Annotated in this window: 16 protein-coding genes; 12 read left to right on the top strand and 4 right to left on the bottom strand. The window is 75.5% G+C overall.

Annotated elements, in window-relative coordinates:
- Positions 1-47: 47 nt before the first annotated feature.
- Together ABGB16_RS24315 and ABGB16_RS24310 are read left to right on the top strand one after the other, a co-directional pair.
- The gene (locus tag ABGB16_RS24315) at positions 48-1,796 is read left to right on the top strand and encodes an AAA family ATPase (protein WP_347670407.1); all 1,749 of its coding nucleotides are present in this window, start codon (positions 48-50) and stop codon (positions 1,794-1,796) included.
- A gap of 57 nt (positions 1,797-1,853) precedes the next feature.
- Positions 1,854-2,804 (top strand): DUF2567 domain-containing protein, encoded by a 951-nt coding sequence (locus ABGB16_RS24310; RefSeq protein ID WP_347670406.1) that lies wholly within the window; start codon positions 1,854-1,856, stop codon positions 2,802-2,804.
- Here ABGB16_RS24310 and ABGB16_RS24305 read toward each other — a convergent pair.
- On the bottom strand, positions 2,719-3,420 hold the full coding sequence (locus tag ABGB16_RS24305) for an LON peptidase substrate-binding domain-containing protein (protein ID WP_347670405.1): 702 nt from the start codon (positions 3,418-3,420) through the stop codon (positions 2,719-2,721). The two genes, ABGB16_RS24310 and ABGB16_RS24305, sit on opposite strands and share 86 nt — an antisense overlap.
- Positions 3,421-3,526: 106 nt before the next feature.
- Here ABGB16_RS24305 and hisD point away from each other — a divergent pair, with 106 nt between their 5' ends.
- From hisD to hisF, 9 genes are all read left to right on the top strand, one after another.
- Positions 3,527-4,849, top strand: coding sequence for a histidinol dehydrogenase (gene hisD, locus ABGB16_RS24300; protein ID WP_347670404.1), 1,323 nt, complete (start codon positions 3,527-3,529; stop codon positions 4,847-4,849).
- Entirely contained in the window at positions 4,846-5,919 is a 1,074-nt protein-coding gene (locus tag ABGB16_RS24295) for a histidinol-phosphate transaminase (RefSeq protein WP_347670403.1), read from the top strand. The genes hisD and ABGB16_RS24295 overlap by 4 nt, the downstream gene beginning before the upstream one ends.
- Positions 5,916-6,527: an imidazoleglycerol-phosphate dehydratase HisB gene (hisB, locus tag ABGB16_RS24290; protein ID WP_347670402.1), complete on the top strand. Its 612-nt coding sequence runs from the start codon at positions 5,916-5,918 to the stop codon at positions 6,525-6,527. Before ABGB16_RS24295 ends, hisB begins: the two co-directional genes overlap by 4 nt.
- Before the next feature lie 28 nt (positions 6,528-6,555).
- Positions 6,556-6,729, top strand: coding sequence for a hypothetical protein (locus ABGB16_RS24285; protein WP_347670401.1), 174 nt, complete (start codon positions 6,556-6,558; stop codon positions 6,727-6,729).
- Positions 6,726-7,349 (top strand): imidazole glycerol phosphate synthase subunit HisH, encoded by a 624-nt coding sequence (gene hisH / locus ABGB16_RS24280; protein ID WP_347670400.1) that lies wholly within the window; start codon positions 6,726-6,728, stop codon positions 7,347-7,349. The genes ABGB16_RS24285 and hisH overlap by 4 nt, the downstream gene beginning before the upstream one ends.
- Before the next feature lie 91 nt (positions 7,350-7,440).
- Positions 7,441-7,764, top strand: coding sequence for a hypothetical protein (locus tag ABGB16_RS24275; protein ID WP_347670399.1), 324 nt, complete (start codon positions 7,441-7,443; stop codon positions 7,762-7,764).
- 53 nt (positions 7,765-7,817) lie between these two features.
- Entirely contained in the window at positions 7,818-8,546 is a 729-nt protein-coding gene (priA, locus tag ABGB16_RS24270; RefSeq protein WP_347670398.1) for a bifunctional 1-(5-phosphoribosyl)-5-((5-phosphoribosylamino)methylideneamino)imidazole-4-carboxamide isomerase/phosphoribosylanthranilate isomerase PriA, read from the top strand.
- On the top strand, positions 8,543-8,950 hold the full coding sequence (locus tag ABGB16_RS24265) for a RidA family protein (protein WP_347670397.1): 408 nt from the start codon (positions 8,543-8,545) through the stop codon (positions 8,948-8,950). Before priA ends, ABGB16_RS24265 begins: the two co-directional genes overlap by 4 nt.
- A gap of 113 nt (positions 8,951-9,063) precedes the next feature.
- Positions 9,064-9,831 (top strand): imidazole glycerol phosphate synthase subunit HisF, encoded by a 768-nt coding sequence (gene hisF, locus ABGB16_RS24260; RefSeq protein ID WP_347670396.1) that lies wholly within the window; start codon positions 9,064-9,066, stop codon positions 9,829-9,831.
- 102 nt (positions 9,832-9,933) lie between these two features.
- Here hisF and ABGB16_RS24255 read toward each other — a convergent pair whose 3' ends face one another.
- Together ABGB16_RS24255 and ABGB16_RS24250 are read right to left on the bottom strand one after the other, a co-directional pair.
- Entirely contained in the window at positions 9,934-10,395 is a 462-nt protein-coding gene (locus tag ABGB16_RS24255) for a hypothetical protein (protein WP_347670395.1), read from the bottom strand.
- 68 nt (positions 10,396-10,463) lie between these two features.
- Entirely contained in the window at positions 10,464-11,132 is a 669-nt protein-coding gene (locus ABGB16_RS24250; RefSeq protein WP_347670394.1) for a hypothetical protein, read from the bottom strand.
- Between the two features lie 58 nt (positions 11,133-11,190).
- On the opposite strand from ABGB16_RS24250, the gene ABGB16_RS24245 reads away from it, so the two are divergent.
- On the top strand, positions 11,191-12,648 hold the full coding sequence (locus tag ABGB16_RS24245; RefSeq protein WP_347670393.1) for a PLP-dependent aminotransferase family protein: 1,458 nt from the start codon (positions 11,191-11,193) through the stop codon (positions 12,646-12,648).
- 20 nt (positions 12,649-12,668) lie between these two features.
- Here ABGB16_RS24245 and ABGB16_RS24240 read toward each other — a convergent pair whose 3' ends face one another.
- On the bottom strand, positions 12,669-14,495 hold the full coding sequence (locus ABGB16_RS24240) for a long-chain fatty acid--CoA ligase (protein WP_347670392.1): 1,827 nt from the start codon (positions 14,493-14,495) through the stop codon (positions 12,669-12,671).
- Positions 14,496-14,718: the final 223 nt, after the last annotated feature.

Below are 14,718 nucleotides of genomic sequence, written 5' to 3'. Positions count from 1 at the left end.
TTCGTAGCCTGTCAGGGCGAGATCGATGGCGCTGGGGAGGGCGAGCCTTGGACGGCACGGAGACCGGCTGGGGTCGGCCGGCCGAACCAGCACCGCGGTGGCGGGCGCTGCTCGACCGGGCCCGGCACGGCGGTCGCGCGGAGCAGGCCGAGGCCGACGACCGCGGCGAGGAGCTGCCCCCGGGGCCGGCGCCGGAGCCACTGCCGCGCCGGACGCCCGGCAACGGCTACGCGGGTCGGGCGTCGGCGCTCGGGCGCTCCGCCGAGCCACCCCCGTACGGCGGGGAGTTCGGTTACCCGGACGAGCCGGTCCAGGGCGGGTACCGCGCGGAGCCCGGCTATCCGGGTGAGCCGGCGCAGGGCGGGTACGGCACAACCCCGGGCTATCCGGCCGAGCCGGCCCAGCCGACCCAGGGCGGCTACCGGGCCGGGGCGAGCTACCGGGTGGACCCCGCCCATCGGGTGGACCCGGGGTACCCGGCCGAACCGGCCCACCAGCAGCCGCAGTATCCGGTCGCGCCGTCGTGGCGGGCCGCCCCGGGCCGCCCCGGGCCGGAGGCGCCGCCGCGCCGCGCCGAGCCCGGGCCGCCCATGCCGTCCCGGTACGCCCTGCTGGACAACGGCTACCGGGGGGCCGAACCGCCCCCGCCGGCCGAGTCCCGGTACGCCCTGCTCGACGGCGGCGGCTACCGCCCCCAGCCGACGTACGAGCAGCCGGAGCCTGCGTACCAGCCGCCGGCGGAGCCCGCGTACCAGCTCCCGGCGGAGCCTGCGTACCAGCCGCCGGTGGAGCCTGCGTACCAGCCGCCGGTGGAGCCTGCGTACCAGCCGCCGGTGGAGCCTGCGTACCAGCTCCCGGCGGAGCCTGCGTACCAGCTCCCGGTGGAGCCCGCGTACCAGCTCCCGGCGGAGCCTGCGTACCAGCCGCCGGCGGTGGTCGACCGGGGCTACCCGGCCCGAATCGAGTGGCGGCCGCAGAGCCCCGACACGGAGGCGGAGCGGGCCGCCGGGGTGCTCCGGCGCGAGCTGGGCAGCCCCCGGGTCATCGCCTTCGCCAACCCGAAGGGCGGCGTGCACAAGACCACCGCGACCGTGCTCGCCGCCGCCACGATCGGCGGCGTGCGGGGGCGGGGCGTACTCGCCTGGGACGACAACGAGTTGCGCGGCACCCTGGGGCTGCGGGCCGGCAGCGCCCGGCACGCCCGGACGATCCGGCACCTGATCGCCGACCTCGCCCACATCGAGATCCGCGAGGGCGAGGAGCTGCTGGCGAGCCTCGACGACTACCTGCGGCACGCCTCCGACGGCTCGTACGACGTGCTGGCCGGGGAGGAGAGCCCCCGCTTCGCCCAGCGACTGGACCAGTTCACCGTCAAGCGGGTGCTGGAGCTGCTGCGGCGCACCCACGACGTGATCTGCGTGGACACCGGCAACAACGTGGAGAGCCCGAACTGGCGTACGGTGATGCAGGCCGCCGACCAGCTCGTGGTCACCACCGTGCCCCGGGAGGACGCCGCGTTCAGCGCGGACTGGATGCTCGACCTGCTGCACGAGGTCGGCATGGGCGAGCTGGCCGACAACGCGGTCACCCTGATCTCCTGCCCGACGGCGGGCCGGTCCCCCCTTCAGGACGACCTCGAGCGGCACTTCGCCACCCGGACCCGGGCCGTCGCCGTCGTCCCGTACGACCCGGCGCTGGAGACCGGCTCCTCGATCGAGCACCACCAGCTCCAGCCGGAGACGCGGCAGGCCTGGCTGCGCGCCGCCTCGGTCATGCTCGAACCCTTCGCCCGCTGAGGGCGATCGGGCGGCACCGACGCCCCGGCCGGCCGGGGGGCCTGAGAGGATCACCGGGTGAGCCCGGACACCTCCGACCCCGACCGGCCCGAGCACCGCGCCGACCCGGCCGACCGGCCCGGCCCGGTCCCCGCCCCGGGCGCGCCGGCCGGACTGCCGATGCCCGCCGGCACCCCCGCGCCCGCCCCCGGCGCCGATCCGTTCGCCTGGCCCGCCCCCGCGGCCCCGCCCGCCCCCGGGTCGCTCCCGCCGGCCGTGGCCGGCCCGCCCCGCCGACCCGGTCGGGCCGCCACCGTGGCGCTCGGCGCGGCGGCGGTGCTGACCGGGCTGGGCGTGCCGCTGGGGCTGCTCTGGGCGGCGATCGCCCCCGGCACGCCGCTGGTCAAGGCCGCCGAGGGCGCCGTCTACGCCCAGCCGCAGCCGGAGCAGCCGATCGCCGCCGACGGCTGGTTCAGCATCCTCGGCCTCGGCTTCGGCGTGCTGGCCGCAGTCACGCTGTGGCTGGTGCTGCGGCACCACCACCGGGGGCCGGTCGGGCTGGTCGCCGGGGCGGTCGGCGGGCTCGGCGCGGCGCTGGTGGCCTGGCAGCTCGGCCGCCGCATCGGCCTGTCGACGTACGAGCACCTGCTGGCCACCGCCCCCGAGGGGCGGGCGTTCAGCAAGCCCGCCGACCTGCGCGGTGGGGGCGTGGAACTGCTGCTCGGCGTGTTCCCCGTGCCGTACGGCAACCTGCTGCTGCCGGCGTTCGGCGCGGCGGTGACGTACACCCTGCTGGCCGGCTGGTCCCGGTGGCCGTCGCTGCGCCCGGAGCCGGAGCCCGACGCTGCCTGGCCCCCGGTCGGCGGCCCCGGCGCCGGGCCGGAGCAGGGGCCCGCCGGGGACGCCGCCCCCGGGACCGCCGGTACGGCCGACGTGCCGGCGGTCAGTTCGGGGCCGGCGGACCCGCCAGTTCCGACAGCGGCACCGGAACCGCCCGCACCTGGCGCAACAGAGCCGCCTCGCGGTTGAGCAGCCGCAACTCGGCGCGGAGCCGGGCGGCCGTGTCGTCGATCGCGAGCAGCCGCTGCCGGTCGTCGACGGTCAGCACGGCCGTCGCGGCGACCAGATGGGACAGCACGGTCGGATCCTCCGGCAGCTGCTCGGAGATCTCCTGCGGGTCGGGTCGGATCAACCCCAGGTACTGCCGGAACACCGAGATCACCCGGGCGGCGAGCAGGCCGGCGGTCTCGTCCGGCCCGCCCGGCTCGGGCAGCCACTCCACCTCGGCGGTCAGGTACGGTGCGGCCTCCTCGTCGACCCCGGTGACCCGGAACCGCCGCCGCCCCACCGTGACGATGTCGAACCCCCCGTCGGGCAGCTCGGTCACCTGGCGCAGCTCGGCGGTGCAGCCCACCTCGTGCAGCGTGACCGGCCCGACCCCGGGCACGGGGCGCTCGGGCGACCCGGGGGCCACCTCCCAGCCGGCCCGGATCGCCACCACCCCGAACTCGCGGGGGGTGCCCTCCGGCAGGGTCACCAGGTGGCGCACCAGCGCCCGGTAGCGCTCCTCGAATATGTGCAGCGGCAGCACCAGGCCGGGGAAGAGCACCGTTCCGAGGGGGAAAACCGGCAACCGCGCAGTCACGCCGTCGAGCCTAGTCCGCCCGCGCCGACCCGGCGTGGCTCGGCTCACCGTCCCGGCCTGCGGGCGTCGTGGGCCGGCCCGCGCCGGGCGGCCTAGACTCGCAGGGGTGTTGAACCGGATCGACCTGCGCGGCGTCTCCCGTGACCCGCGCCGCCTGCTGCCCCGTGCCCAGCTCGACGTCTCCGTGGCCGTCGAGCGGATCCGTCCCCTCGTCGAGGCGGTGCGCGAGCATGGGTACGCGGCGATCCGCGACGCGAGCGAGCGGTTCGACGGTGTCTCGCCGGAGCGGCTGCGGGTTCCCGCCGAGGCGATCGCGGCGGCCGAGCGGGCGCTCGACCCGGCGGTCCGGGCGGCCCTGCTGGAGTCGATCGGCCGGGCCCGCCGGGTGCACGCCGACCAGCGCCGCGTCGACCACACCACGCAGGTGGTGCCGGGCGGCACGGTCACCGAGCGCTGGGTGCCGGTCGACCGGGTCGGCCTGTACGTCCCCGGCGGCCTGGCGATGTACCCGTCGACCGTGGTGATGAACGTCGTCCCCGCCCAGGCGGCCGGGGTCCGCTCGCTGGTCGTGGTCAGCCCGCCGCAGAAGGACAACGGCGGCCTGCCCGACGCCCGGGTCCTCGCCGCGTGCGGGCTGCTCGGCGTCGACGAGGTCTACGCCGTCGGCGGCGCGCAGGCGGTGGCCATGCTCGCGTACGGGTCGACGGTCGACCCGGCCGGCACGGAGCACTGCGAGCCCGTCGACATGATCACCGGGCCGGGCAACATCTGGGTGACCGCCGCGAAGCGGCTGCTGCGCGGGGTGGTCGGCATCGACGCCGAGGCCGGCCCGACCGAGATCGCCATCCTCGCCGACGACACGGCGGACCCGGCACACGTCGCCGCCGACCTGATCAGCCAGGCCGAGCACGACCCCCTCGCGGCGAGCGTCCTGGTCACCCCGTCGGTCGCGCTGGCCGACGCGGTCGAGGCCGAGCTGGCCCGGCAGGTGCCCGCGACCAAGCACGCCGAGCGGGTCGCCACCGCCCTCGGCGGCGAGCAGAGCGGCGTGGTGCTGGTCGACGACCTGGCGGCCGGCCTGCGGGTGGTCGACGCGTACGCGGCCGAGCACCTGGAGATCCAGACCGAGAACGCCCGCGAGTGGGCGCTGCGGGTCCGCAACGCCGGGGCGATCTTCGTCGGCGCGTACTCGCCGGTGTCGCTCGGCGACTACTGCGCCGGCTCCAACCACGTCCTGCCCACCGGCGGCTGCGCCCGGCACTCCTCCGGGCTGTCGGTGCAGTCGTTCCTGCGCGGCATCCACCTCGTGGAGTACACCGAGGACGCGCTGCGCGAGGTCGCCCCGCACGTGGTGACCCTGGCGACCGTGGAGGACCTGCCGGCCCACGGCCAGGCGGTCAGCGTGCGCTTCCCGGGGGAGGGCACGTGACCAGGCTCGACGACCTGCCGATCCGCGACGACCTGCGCGGGCTGTCCCCGTACGGGGCGCCGCAGCTCGACGTGCCGGTGCGGCTGAACACCAACGAGAACTCCTACCCGGTGCCGGAGCCGGTGGCGGACGCGATCGCCAAGGCCCTCACGGCCGAGCTGCGCGACCTGAACCGCTACCCGGACCGGGACGCCGTGGCGCTGCGCGCCGACCTGGCCGCGTACCTGGGCCACGGGCTCACCGGCGAGCAGGTGTGGGCGGCCAACGGCTCCAACGAGGTCCAGCAGCAGCTGCTCCAGGCGTTCGGCGGTCCGGGTCGTACGGCGCTGGGGTTCACCCCGGCGTACTCGATGCACCCGCTGCTGGCGCTGGGCACCGGCACCGGCTGGGTGCCGGCGCGGCGCGGCGCCGACTTCGGGCTGACCGCCGAGGAGGCGGTGGCCCAGGTCCGCGAGCACAACCCCGACGTGGTGTTCCTCTGCTCGCCGAACAACCCGACCGGCACGGCGCTCGACCCGGCGGTGGTCGCCGCCGTGCTCGACGCCGCCCCCGGCATGGTGGTGGTCGACGAGGCGTACGCGGAGTTCGCCCGGCCCGGCACGGTCAGCGCCCTCGCGGTGCTGCCCGGCCACCCCCGGCTCGTGGTGACCCGGACGATGAGCAAGGCGTTCGGCTTCGCCGGCGGCCGGCTCGGGTACCTCGCCGCCGACCCGGCCGTGGTGGCGGCGGTGCAGCTCGTCCGGCTGCCGTATCATCTCTCGGCGCTCACCCAGGCCGCCGCCCGGGCGGCGCTGGCCCACCGTGACGCCCTGCTCGGCACGGTCGACGCGATCAAGACCCAGCGGGACCGGATCGTCGCCGAGCTGCGCGCCCGGGGTCACCGGGTCGCCGACAGCGACGCCAACTTCGTGCTGTTCGCCGTGGAGGGGGACCAGGCGGCGGCCTGGCGGGCCCTGCTGGAGCGGGGCGTGCTGGTCCGCGACGTCGGCCTGCCCGGCTGGCTGCGGGTCACCGCCGGCACCCCCGCCGAGACCGACGCCTTCCTCGCCGCAATGGAGAATGTGCAATGAGTCGCACCGCCCGGGTGGAGCGGATCACCAAGGAGACCAAGGTCCTCGTCGAGATCGACCTCGACGGCACCGGCCAGGCCGAGATCAGCACGGGGGTCGGCTTCTACGACCACATGCTCCACCAGATCGCCCGGCACGGCGGCTTCGACCTGACCGTGCGGACGGCCGGTGACCTGGAGATCGACGCGCACCACACCATGGAGGACACCGCGCTCGCGCTGGGCGCCGCGTTCGACCAGGCGTTGGGGGACAAGGCCGGCATCCGGCGGTACGGCTCGGCCACCGTCCCCATGGACGAGGTGCTGGTCCGGGCCGCCGTCGACCTGTCCGGCCGGCCGTACGTGGTGCACGACGAGCCGCCGCTGGCCCCGTACATCGGGCCGGTCTACCCGACCAGCATGACCCGGCACATCTGGGAGTCCTTCGGCCAGGCGGCCCGGATCACGCTGCACGTGGACGTGCTGCGGGCCGCCCGCCCCGGCGGCCACCCGGACGCCCACCACGTGGTCGAGGCGCAGTTCAAGGCGGTCTCCCGCGCGCTGCGCGAGGCCACCGCGGTCGACCCGCGCGCGGCGGGCGCGATCCCCAGCACCAAGGGCGCCCTGTGACCGGGGCGGCGAAGGAAGGAAGACGCTGATGGGCGCGGTGCTGCCGACCCTGCTGTTGATCCTGGCCGGCGTGCTCGTGGGCGGGACGTGGTCGTTGTACCGGCAGGGCGCGCCGCGGGGCGCCGTGGTGATCACGGCGCTGCTCGCGGTGCTCGCCACCGCCGGCGGGGTGCTCTGGCTGCTGCCCGGGGAGGGCTCGTGAGCAAGCGGATCGTGGTCCTCGACTACGGCTCGGGCAACCTCCGCTCGGCCGAGCGGGCCCTGGAGCGGGCCGGCGGGCGCGTCACGGTGACCGACGACCTGGCCGCCGCCGCCGAGGCCGACGGCCTGGTCGTGCCGGGCGTCGGGGCGTTCGCCGCCTGTATGGCGGGCATCGAGGCGCTGGGAGCCGGCCCGGTGATCGCCGAGCGGGTGGCCGCCGGCCGCCCGGTGCTGGGCATCTGCGTGGGCATGCAGGTGCTGTTCGAGCACGGCGACGAGCACGGCCTGGTGACCAAGGGGCTCGGGCTGCTGCCGGGCGGGGTGACGAGGCTGCCCGCTGCCCGGCTGCCCCACATGGGCTGGAACACCGTGCACGCCCCCGCCTCGTCGACGCTGTTCGCCGGCCTGCCGGCCGACAGCCGGTTCTACTTCGTCCACTCGTACGGGGCGAGCGAGCCGGCGGCGCTGGCCGCGGCGGGGGTCACGGTGACCACCGCCCACCACGAGGCGGACTTCGTCGCCGCCGTCGAGCGGGGCGCGCTGTCGGCCGTGCAGTTCCACCCGGAGAAGTCGGCTGACACCGGCGCGGCGCTGCTGCGCAACTGGCTGGCCGCGCTGTGACCGAACGGCTGACCGCGAACGGAAGACTGGGCTGGGTGAGCGCGAGGAGTGAGCTTGCGAGCCCCGCAGTCGCGAACGAAAGACTGGCCCGGTGAGCAAGGAACGGGCCCGCCGGCGGGCGGCCCGCGAGGCGCAGCTGGAGCGGGAGCGGGCCGTGCGCCGACGCCGGGTGGCCCGCCGGGAGCGCCGCCGCGCGGTGATGCGCCGTCTCACGCCCCGCTGGCCCAGCCGCCGCGCCGGTCGGCTGGCCCGGCACACGCGGGGCGAGCGGGCCGCGATCGTCGGGCTGACCGGCGTCGCGCTGCTCGGGATCTGGGTGTTCGTCGACAGCCTCGCGCTGCGGCTGGCCCTGGTCGCGCTGTTGCTGCTGGGCCTGCCGGCGATCGTGGTGCTCGCCCTGGACCGGCGTTCCTGACGCGTCCTACGGACGGAACCGACGCGTCGTCACCGACAGTAAGGAGTCGAACTGTGAGCCTGACCCTGTTGCCCGCCGTGGACGTCGCCGACGGCCAGGCCGTCCGGCTCGTGCAGGGCGCCGCCGGCAGCGAGACCGCGTACGGCGATCCCCTCGACGCGGCGCTGGCCTGGCAGCGCGACGGCGCCGAGTGGATCCACCTGGTGGACCTGGACGCCGCGTTCGGCCGGGGCTCCAACGCCGCCCTGCTGGCCGACGTGGTCCGCCGGCTCGACGTCAGGGTGGAGCTCTCCGGCGGGATCCGGGACGACGCGTCGCTGCGCGCCGCCCTGGCCACCGGCGCGGCCCGGGTCAACATCGGCACGGCCGCGCTGGAGGACCCGCAGTGGTGCGACCGGATCTGCGGCGAGTACGGCGACCGCGTCGCCATCGGGCTGGACGTGCGGGGCCGTACCCTCGCGGCGCGGGGCTGGACCCGGGAGGGCGGTGACCTGTTCGAGGTGCTGGAGCGCCTCGACAAGGCCGGGGCCTCCCGGTACGTGGTCACCGACATCACCAAGGACGGCACCATGCGCGGGCCGAACCTGGACCTGCTGCGGGAGGTCTGCGCCCGCACCGACGCCCCGGTGATCGCCTCCGGGGGCGTCTCGACGCTGGACGACCTGCGCGCCCTGGCGGCCCTGGAGCCGGTGGGGGTGGAGGGTGTGATCGCCGGCAAGGCGCTCTACGCGGGCGCGTTCACCGTCGCCGAGGCCCTCGCGGCACTGCGCGAGGCGGCGTGACGGCGATCGCGGGCGAGGGCCCCGTCGTCACCCGGCTCGGCTCCGGCGGCCCGTGGGAGGCCCGGTACGGCTACTGCCGGGTGGTCCGGGCCGGAAGCCTGGCGATCACCGCCGGCTGCACCTCGACGGTCGACGGCCGGGTGGTGCACGTCGGGGACCCCGCCGCGCAGACCGCCCAGGCGCTGCGGATCGGCCTGGACGCGCTCGCGGAGGTGGGCGCGGGGCCGGGCGACGTGGTCCGGACCCGGATGTACGTGACCGACCGGAGCCACGCCGACGAGGTCGGCCGGGCGCACAACGCGGTGTTCGGGGCGGTCCGCCCGGTGGCGACCATGGTGGTGGTGGCCGGGCTGATCGACCCGGAGCACCTGGTGGAGGTCGAGCTTGAGGCATGGCTGGGCTGACGGCGGCGAGAACCTGGGCAGGGCGCTCGGCCGACTGTGACGCCGGACTCGTTCCCGGCGGTCGGTCCGTCCGGGCGTGCCGCCCCGCCCGCCCGGTTGGATAGGCTCGCGGCATGACGGTGGCGGTACGGGTGATCCCGTGTCTGGACGTGGACGCGGGTCGGGTGGTCAAGGGGGTCAACTTCCTCGACCTGCGCGACGCCGGCGACCCGGTGGAACTGGCCGCCGCGTACGACCGGGCGGGCGCGGACGAGCTGACGTTCCTGGACGTGACCGCCTCGTCCAGTGACCGCGGCACCATGCTCGACGTGGTGCGCCGCACCGCCGAGTCGGTCTTCATCCCGCTCACGGTGGGCGGGGGCGTCCGGCGGGTCGCCGACGTCGACACGCTGCTGCGGGCCGGGGCCGACAAGGTCGGGGTGAACACCGCCGCGATCGCCCGGCCGGAGCTGATCGCCGAGATCGCCGACCGGTTCGGCCGGCAGGTGCTGGTGCTCTCCCTCGACGTGCGCCGCGCCCCGGCCGGCACCACGGCGAGCGGCTTCGAGGTGACCACCCACGGCGGGCGCCGGGGCACCGGGATCGACGCGGTGGAGTGGGCGCGGCGCGGCGCCGAGCTGGGCGCGGGGGAGCTCCTGCTCAACTCGATGGATGCCGACGGCACCAAGGCCGGCTTCGACCTCGAGCTGATCGGCGCGGTGCGTCGGGTCGTCGACGTGCCCGTCGTGGCCAGCGGCGGCGCGGGCGAGGTCGGCCACTTCCCGCCGGCGATCGCGGCGGGGGCCGATGCGGTGTTGGCCGCGAGCGTCTTCCACTTCGGGGAGCTGACCGTCGGCGAGGTCAAGGAGAGCCTGCGCGGCTCGGGCCACCCCGTCCGCTGACCTTCGCCCCTGACGGGCGAGGGGCCGGGCCGGCCGGGCGGCGCGGACGAGGGCCGGGACCGGCCGCGCCGGGCGGCGCGGCCGGTGCGGGCGAGGGCCGGGTCAGCCGCGTCCGGACTGCCCCTCGGGGGAGCGGCGCGGGGCCGGGATCGAGCGGACGACGTACTCCTGCACGGCGGCGGCGTGCTCCTCCTCGGCCAGCGTCCAGTCGGCGCTGGCCGGGGTGTGCCGGCGGCGTAGCACGCCCTGGACGGTGTCGACCATGGTCGCCAGGCCCGCGCTGGGCCGGGTGCGCCAGAGGCGTTCGCCTTCGCTGGTGATCCGGAACCAGCCGTCCGAGACGGTCACCAGGCCGGCGCCGAGCAGCCGCCGGACGGCGTTCTCCACCTCGTGCCGTTCCGGGATGGCCTGGTTGAGGTGGTCGGCGGTGGAGAGCACGTCAGCCAGCCGTACGCCCTCGGGCCGCCGGGTGGACGCCGAGCGGCGATGTCGTCCCGCGCCGCTCGCGATGACCAGTGCGACGAAGATCCAGGCGTCCGTCCAGCGCCATCCGTTCTCCCCCATGCAGGAATGATGCCGTGCCCGGGCCCCGGAGGAAACTGCCACTTCGGCTACCCTCTTGTCGTCCTGGCTCAGCCCGTTCGGCCGCTGTCCACTGCGGTCGGCGCGACGTGGTCGGCGACCGGCCGGGCCGGCAGGTCCACCGTGCAGGGTGGCAGGAACAGTTGGACGAGTGGCCCGATGGCGAGCGCGTACGCGACCGTGCCGACGCCGACCGTGCCGCCGAGCAGCCAGCCCAGCGCCAGCACGGTGACCTCGATGACGGTGCGGACCAGTCGGATCGACCGACCCGGGCGGCGGGCCACGTATCCGGTCATCAGGCCGTCCCGGGGGCCCGGGCCGAGCCGCGCGCCGAGGTACAGCGCGGTGGCGGCGCCGTTGGCCACGATGCCGGTGACGAGCAGTGCCGCCCGCGCCGGCAGCGGGGCGCCGCCCGGCAGCAGGGCGAGGGTGGCGTCGACCACCAGCCCGATGACCAGCACGTTGCTGACCGTGCCCAGGCCGGGGCGCTGCCGCAGCGGGATCCACAGCAGCAGGACCAGCGCGCCGACGGCGATGGTGACGGTGCCGAACGACAGCCCGGTGCCCCGGGACAGGCCCTGGTGGAACACGTCCCACGGGTTGAGGCCCAGCTCGGAGCGGATCATCAGCGCCATGCTCACGCCGTACAGGACGAGCCCGGCGTAGAGCTGCGTCAGGCGCCGGACCGGCCGGTGCCGAAGATTGCCAATCTCTGCCATGCGTGCCACCCTAGGGGCCAATTCCGCGGGTAGAAGAGCCAATATCGGAGAGGTGGCCATGACGAGTCAGGTGCGCGGTGCCCAATTGGCTCGGCTTCTGGGGCAGTGGCATGCTCTGCCGGGCCGCCGGCGCAGCCCCGACTACGCCGCCCTCGCCGCCGCCGTCCGCGGCCTGCTCGCCGACGGACGCCTGCCGCTGGGGGTACGCCTGCCGGCCGAGCGCGAGCTGGCCGAGGCGCTGCGGATCAGCCGGACCACGGTGACGGCGGCGTACCGGCAGTTGCGGGAGAGCGGCCACCTGGCGAGCAGGCGGGGCGCGGGGAGCTGGACGATGCTCCCGGGCACCCACCGCGTCGCCAGCACCGGCCTGTGGACCCCGCAGGACGACCGGGACATGATCGACCTCGGGGTGGCGGCGCTGGCCGCCCCACCGGAGCTGATGACCGCCGCCCGCGCCGCCGCCGAGGACCTGCCCCGCTACCTGGGCGGGGCGGGATACCACCCCACGGGCATCATCGAGCTGCGCGAGGCGGTCGCCGCCGGGTACACCGCGCGCGGCCTGCCCACCTCGCCCGACCAGATCATGGTCACCAGCGGCACCCAGCACGCGCTGGACCTGGTGCTGCGGCTCGCCCTCGCCCCCGGCGGCAGCGTCCTGGTCGAGTCCCCGACGTACCCGAACGCCCTGGCCGCGCTGGCCGCCCGCCGGGCCCGGATCACCACGCACGGGCTGGCCGTCGACGGCGCCGGCTGGGACGCCGACCTGCTGCTGGGCAGCCTGCGCCAGGGCCGGCCGAAGCTGGCGTACCTGATCCCCGACTTCCAGAACCCGACCGGGCACCTGATGCCCGCCGACCTGCGCGAGCGGGTGGTCGCCGCGGCGCACGCCGCCGGCACCGACCTGGTGGTCGACGAGTCGTTCGTGGACCTGCCGCTGGACGGCACCCCGCTGCCGCCGCCCACCGCCACCTTCGACCGGCACTCGCGGGTGATCTCCATCGGCGGGATGAGCAAGCCGTACTGGGGCGGCCTGCGGATCGGCTGGGTCCGCGCGTCCGCCCCGCAGGTGCAGCGGCTGGCCGCCGCCCGGGTCGGGGTGGACATGGCCAGCCCGGTGCTGGACCAGCTCGTCGCGGTGCACCTGCTGGCCGCCGGGCCGGCCATCGTCGCCGCCCGCCGGGCGCAGCTCGCCGCCCAGCGGGACGCGCTCACGGACGCGCTGGCCGAGCGGCTGCCGGACTGGCGGGTCACCGTGCCGCGCGGCGGCGTGACGCTCTGGGTCGAGCTGGACGGGCCGATCTCCAGCGCCCTCGCCCGGGAGGCCGAGGAGGTCGGCGTACGGCTGGCACCCGGCCCCCGGTTCGGCCTGGACGGGACGCTGGAGCGCTTCCTGCGGCTGCCGTTCACCCTGCCCGCCGCGGACCTCGTCGAGGCCGTCGGCCGGCTCGCCGCCGTCCGCTACGACCTGGACCGCGGCGGCCGGCCGCAGTGGCGGGAGCCGGCGGTCATCGCCTGACTCCCGCCCCGCCGGTCGGCTCAGAGCTCGGCGAGCGTGCCCTCGTACATCCGGTCGATCTCGGCGGCGAAGTTGCTCTCCACGCCGCGCCGCTTGATTTTCAGCGACGGGGTCATCTCGCCGTGCTCGATGGTCAGGTCCCGGGGCAGGACGGTGACCTTCTTGATCGTCTCCCAGCGGTTGAGTTTCGCGTTGAGCTGGGCCACGTACTCCTCGACCATGGCCCGGGCCTCGTCCGAGGTGACGATCTCGGCGTAGTCGCGGCCGTCGAGGGGGCCGCCGGCGGCCCAGCCCCGGATCGCGTCGGGGTCGAGGGTGACCAGCATCGTGCAGTAGTTGCGGGCCTGCCCGACGACCACGGCCTGCGACGTGTACGGGCACAGCGCCTTGAACATGCCCTCGATGTGCGACGGGGCGATGTACTTGCCGCCCGAGGTCTTGACCAGCTCCTTCTTGCGGTCCGTGATGCGCAGGTACCCGTCGTCGTCCAGGCTGCCGATGTCGCCGGTGCGGAAGAACCCGTCGGAGGTGAACGCGGCGGCCGTCTCCTCGGGCAGGTTGTGGTAGCCGCGCATCACCGGCCGGCCGCGGAGCAGGATCTCCCCGTCGGTGTCGATCCGGCACTCCAGGTCGCCCAACGCCCGGCCGACGGTGCCGATGCGCAGCCCGTCCGGCGGGTTGACGAAGTTGCCGGCGCTGGTCTCGGTCAGGCCGTACCCCTCGGAGATCGGCAGGTTGGCGGCGGCGAAGAAGGTGCCGATCTCGGGGCTCAGCGGCGCGGAGCCGGAGACCAGCACCCGGATCCGCCCGCCGAGGCGGGCCTGGAGCTTGCTGAACACCAGCCTTTCGGCCAGCGCGTAGCGTAGCCGCAGCCCGAGGGGGACCGGCTTGCCGGCCTGCTCGAGCGCGACCTTCTCCTTGCCGGTCCGCACCCCCCACGCGAAGATCTTCGCCTTCGCGCCGCCGGCGTCCTGGGCGGTGGTGACCGCCTTGTTGTAGACCTTCTCGAAGATCCGGGGCGCCCCGCACAGCAGCGTCGGCCGGACGACGGCCAGCAGCTCGACCAGCTTGTCGACCCGGCCGTCGACGTAGGTGGGCAGGCCGACGTGGGTCACCCCGCAGAGCAGGGTCTTGCCGAACGAGTGGGACAGCGGGAGCCACAGGTACTGCAGGTCGTCGTCGCGCAGCAGCCCCACCTCGGCCTGCGCCACGCCCTCCCAGCACCAGCCGCCGTGCAGCAGCTCGACGCCCTTGGGGCGGCCGGTGGTGCCCGAGGTGTAGATCAGTGTGGCCAGGTGCTCCGGCCCGATGCCCGCCACCAGCCGCTCCACCAGGCCTGGCTCGGCCTCCAGCGCCCGGGCGCCGCGCTCCTCCAGCTCGGCGAGGGTGAGCTGCGGTACGCCGGCGGCGGGGTCGGCCGCGCCGTCGAAGAGCACCACGTGGGTCAGCGCCGGCAGCTGCGCCCCGGCGACCTTCGCGGCCTGGGCGGGGTTCTCGGCGAACAGCACCCGGGACCCGGAGTCCGCGACGATGTACGTGGCGTCCTCGGACTCGGTGGTCGGGTACACCGTCGTGGTGGCGCCGCCGGCCAGCATGATGCCGAAGTCGGCGAGCACCCAGTCGAGCCGGGTGCTCGACAGGATGGCCACCGGGTCCTCCTGGCCGATGCCGAGCCCGTGCAGCCCGGCCGCGATCGCCTTGGCGCGCTGCCCGACCTGCGCCCAGGTCAGCCAGGCCGGGCCGGAGCCGTCGGGGGCGGGGTGGCCGAACGCGCGGCGATCGGGAGTCGCCGCCACGCGCTTGAGGAACATGTCCGGGATGGACCGGTACGGTACATCGAGAGCCATCGCTGTAGCCGCCTTCAGGGGTGGAGGCGTGACGGGGGTCACGTCGGTTCTGCGGTTACCGAAGGGTATTGCCTGCACCCGCGCGTCGGCTAGTGGCAACGCCGCTCGGTTAAGGCGTTGTGGCGGCTGTCGAGGGGTGTGTCGCTCAGGCAAACAGAAGCGGAGTTCCGGTATTGAGGTGAGTCACTCCAAGAAACCCTCGAGACCAGGAACTCCGCTTTGG

Source organism: Micromonospora sp. B11E3 (assembly GCF_039871625.1).
In the GTDB taxonomy this organism is placed as follows: Bacteria; Actinomycetota; Actinomycetes; order Mycobacteriales; family Micromonosporaceae; genus Micromonospora.
The sequence above is the reverse complement of the archived record's forward strand: the minus strand, read 5'-3'. Positions and strand labels throughout refer to the sequence as shown.

Excerpts from the sequence above, each read along its gene's own strand:
- ABGB16_RS24250 (WP_347670394.1), bottom strand. The coding sequence starts at position 11,132 with ATGGCAGAGATTGGCAATCTTCGGCACCGGCCGGTCCGGCGCCTGACG.
- ABGB16_RS24240 (WP_347670392.1), bottom strand. The coding sequence starts at position 14,495 with ATGGCTCTCGATGTACCGTACCGGTCCATCCCGGACATGTTCCTCAAG.
- ABGB16_RS24245 (WP_347670393.1), top strand. The coding sequence starts at position 11,191 with ATGACGAGTCAGGTGCGCGGTGCCCAATTGGCTCGGCTTCTGGGGCAG.
- ABGB16_RS24255 (WP_347670395.1), bottom strand. The coding sequence starts at position 10,395 with ATGGGGGAGAACGGATGGCGCTGGACGGACGCCTGGATCTTCGTCGCA.
- ABGB16_RS24285 (WP_347670401.1), top strand. The coding sequence starts at position 6,556 with ATGGGCGCGGTGCTGCCGACCCTGCTGTTGATCCTGGCCGGCGTGCTC.
- hisB (WP_347670402.1), top strand. The coding sequence starts at position 5,916 with ATGAGTCGCACCGCCCGGGTGGAGCGGATCACCAAGGAGACCAAGGTC.
- hisF (WP_347670396.1), top strand. The coding sequence starts at position 9,064 with ATGACGGTGGCGGTACGGGTGATCCCGTGTCTGGACGTGGACGCGGGT.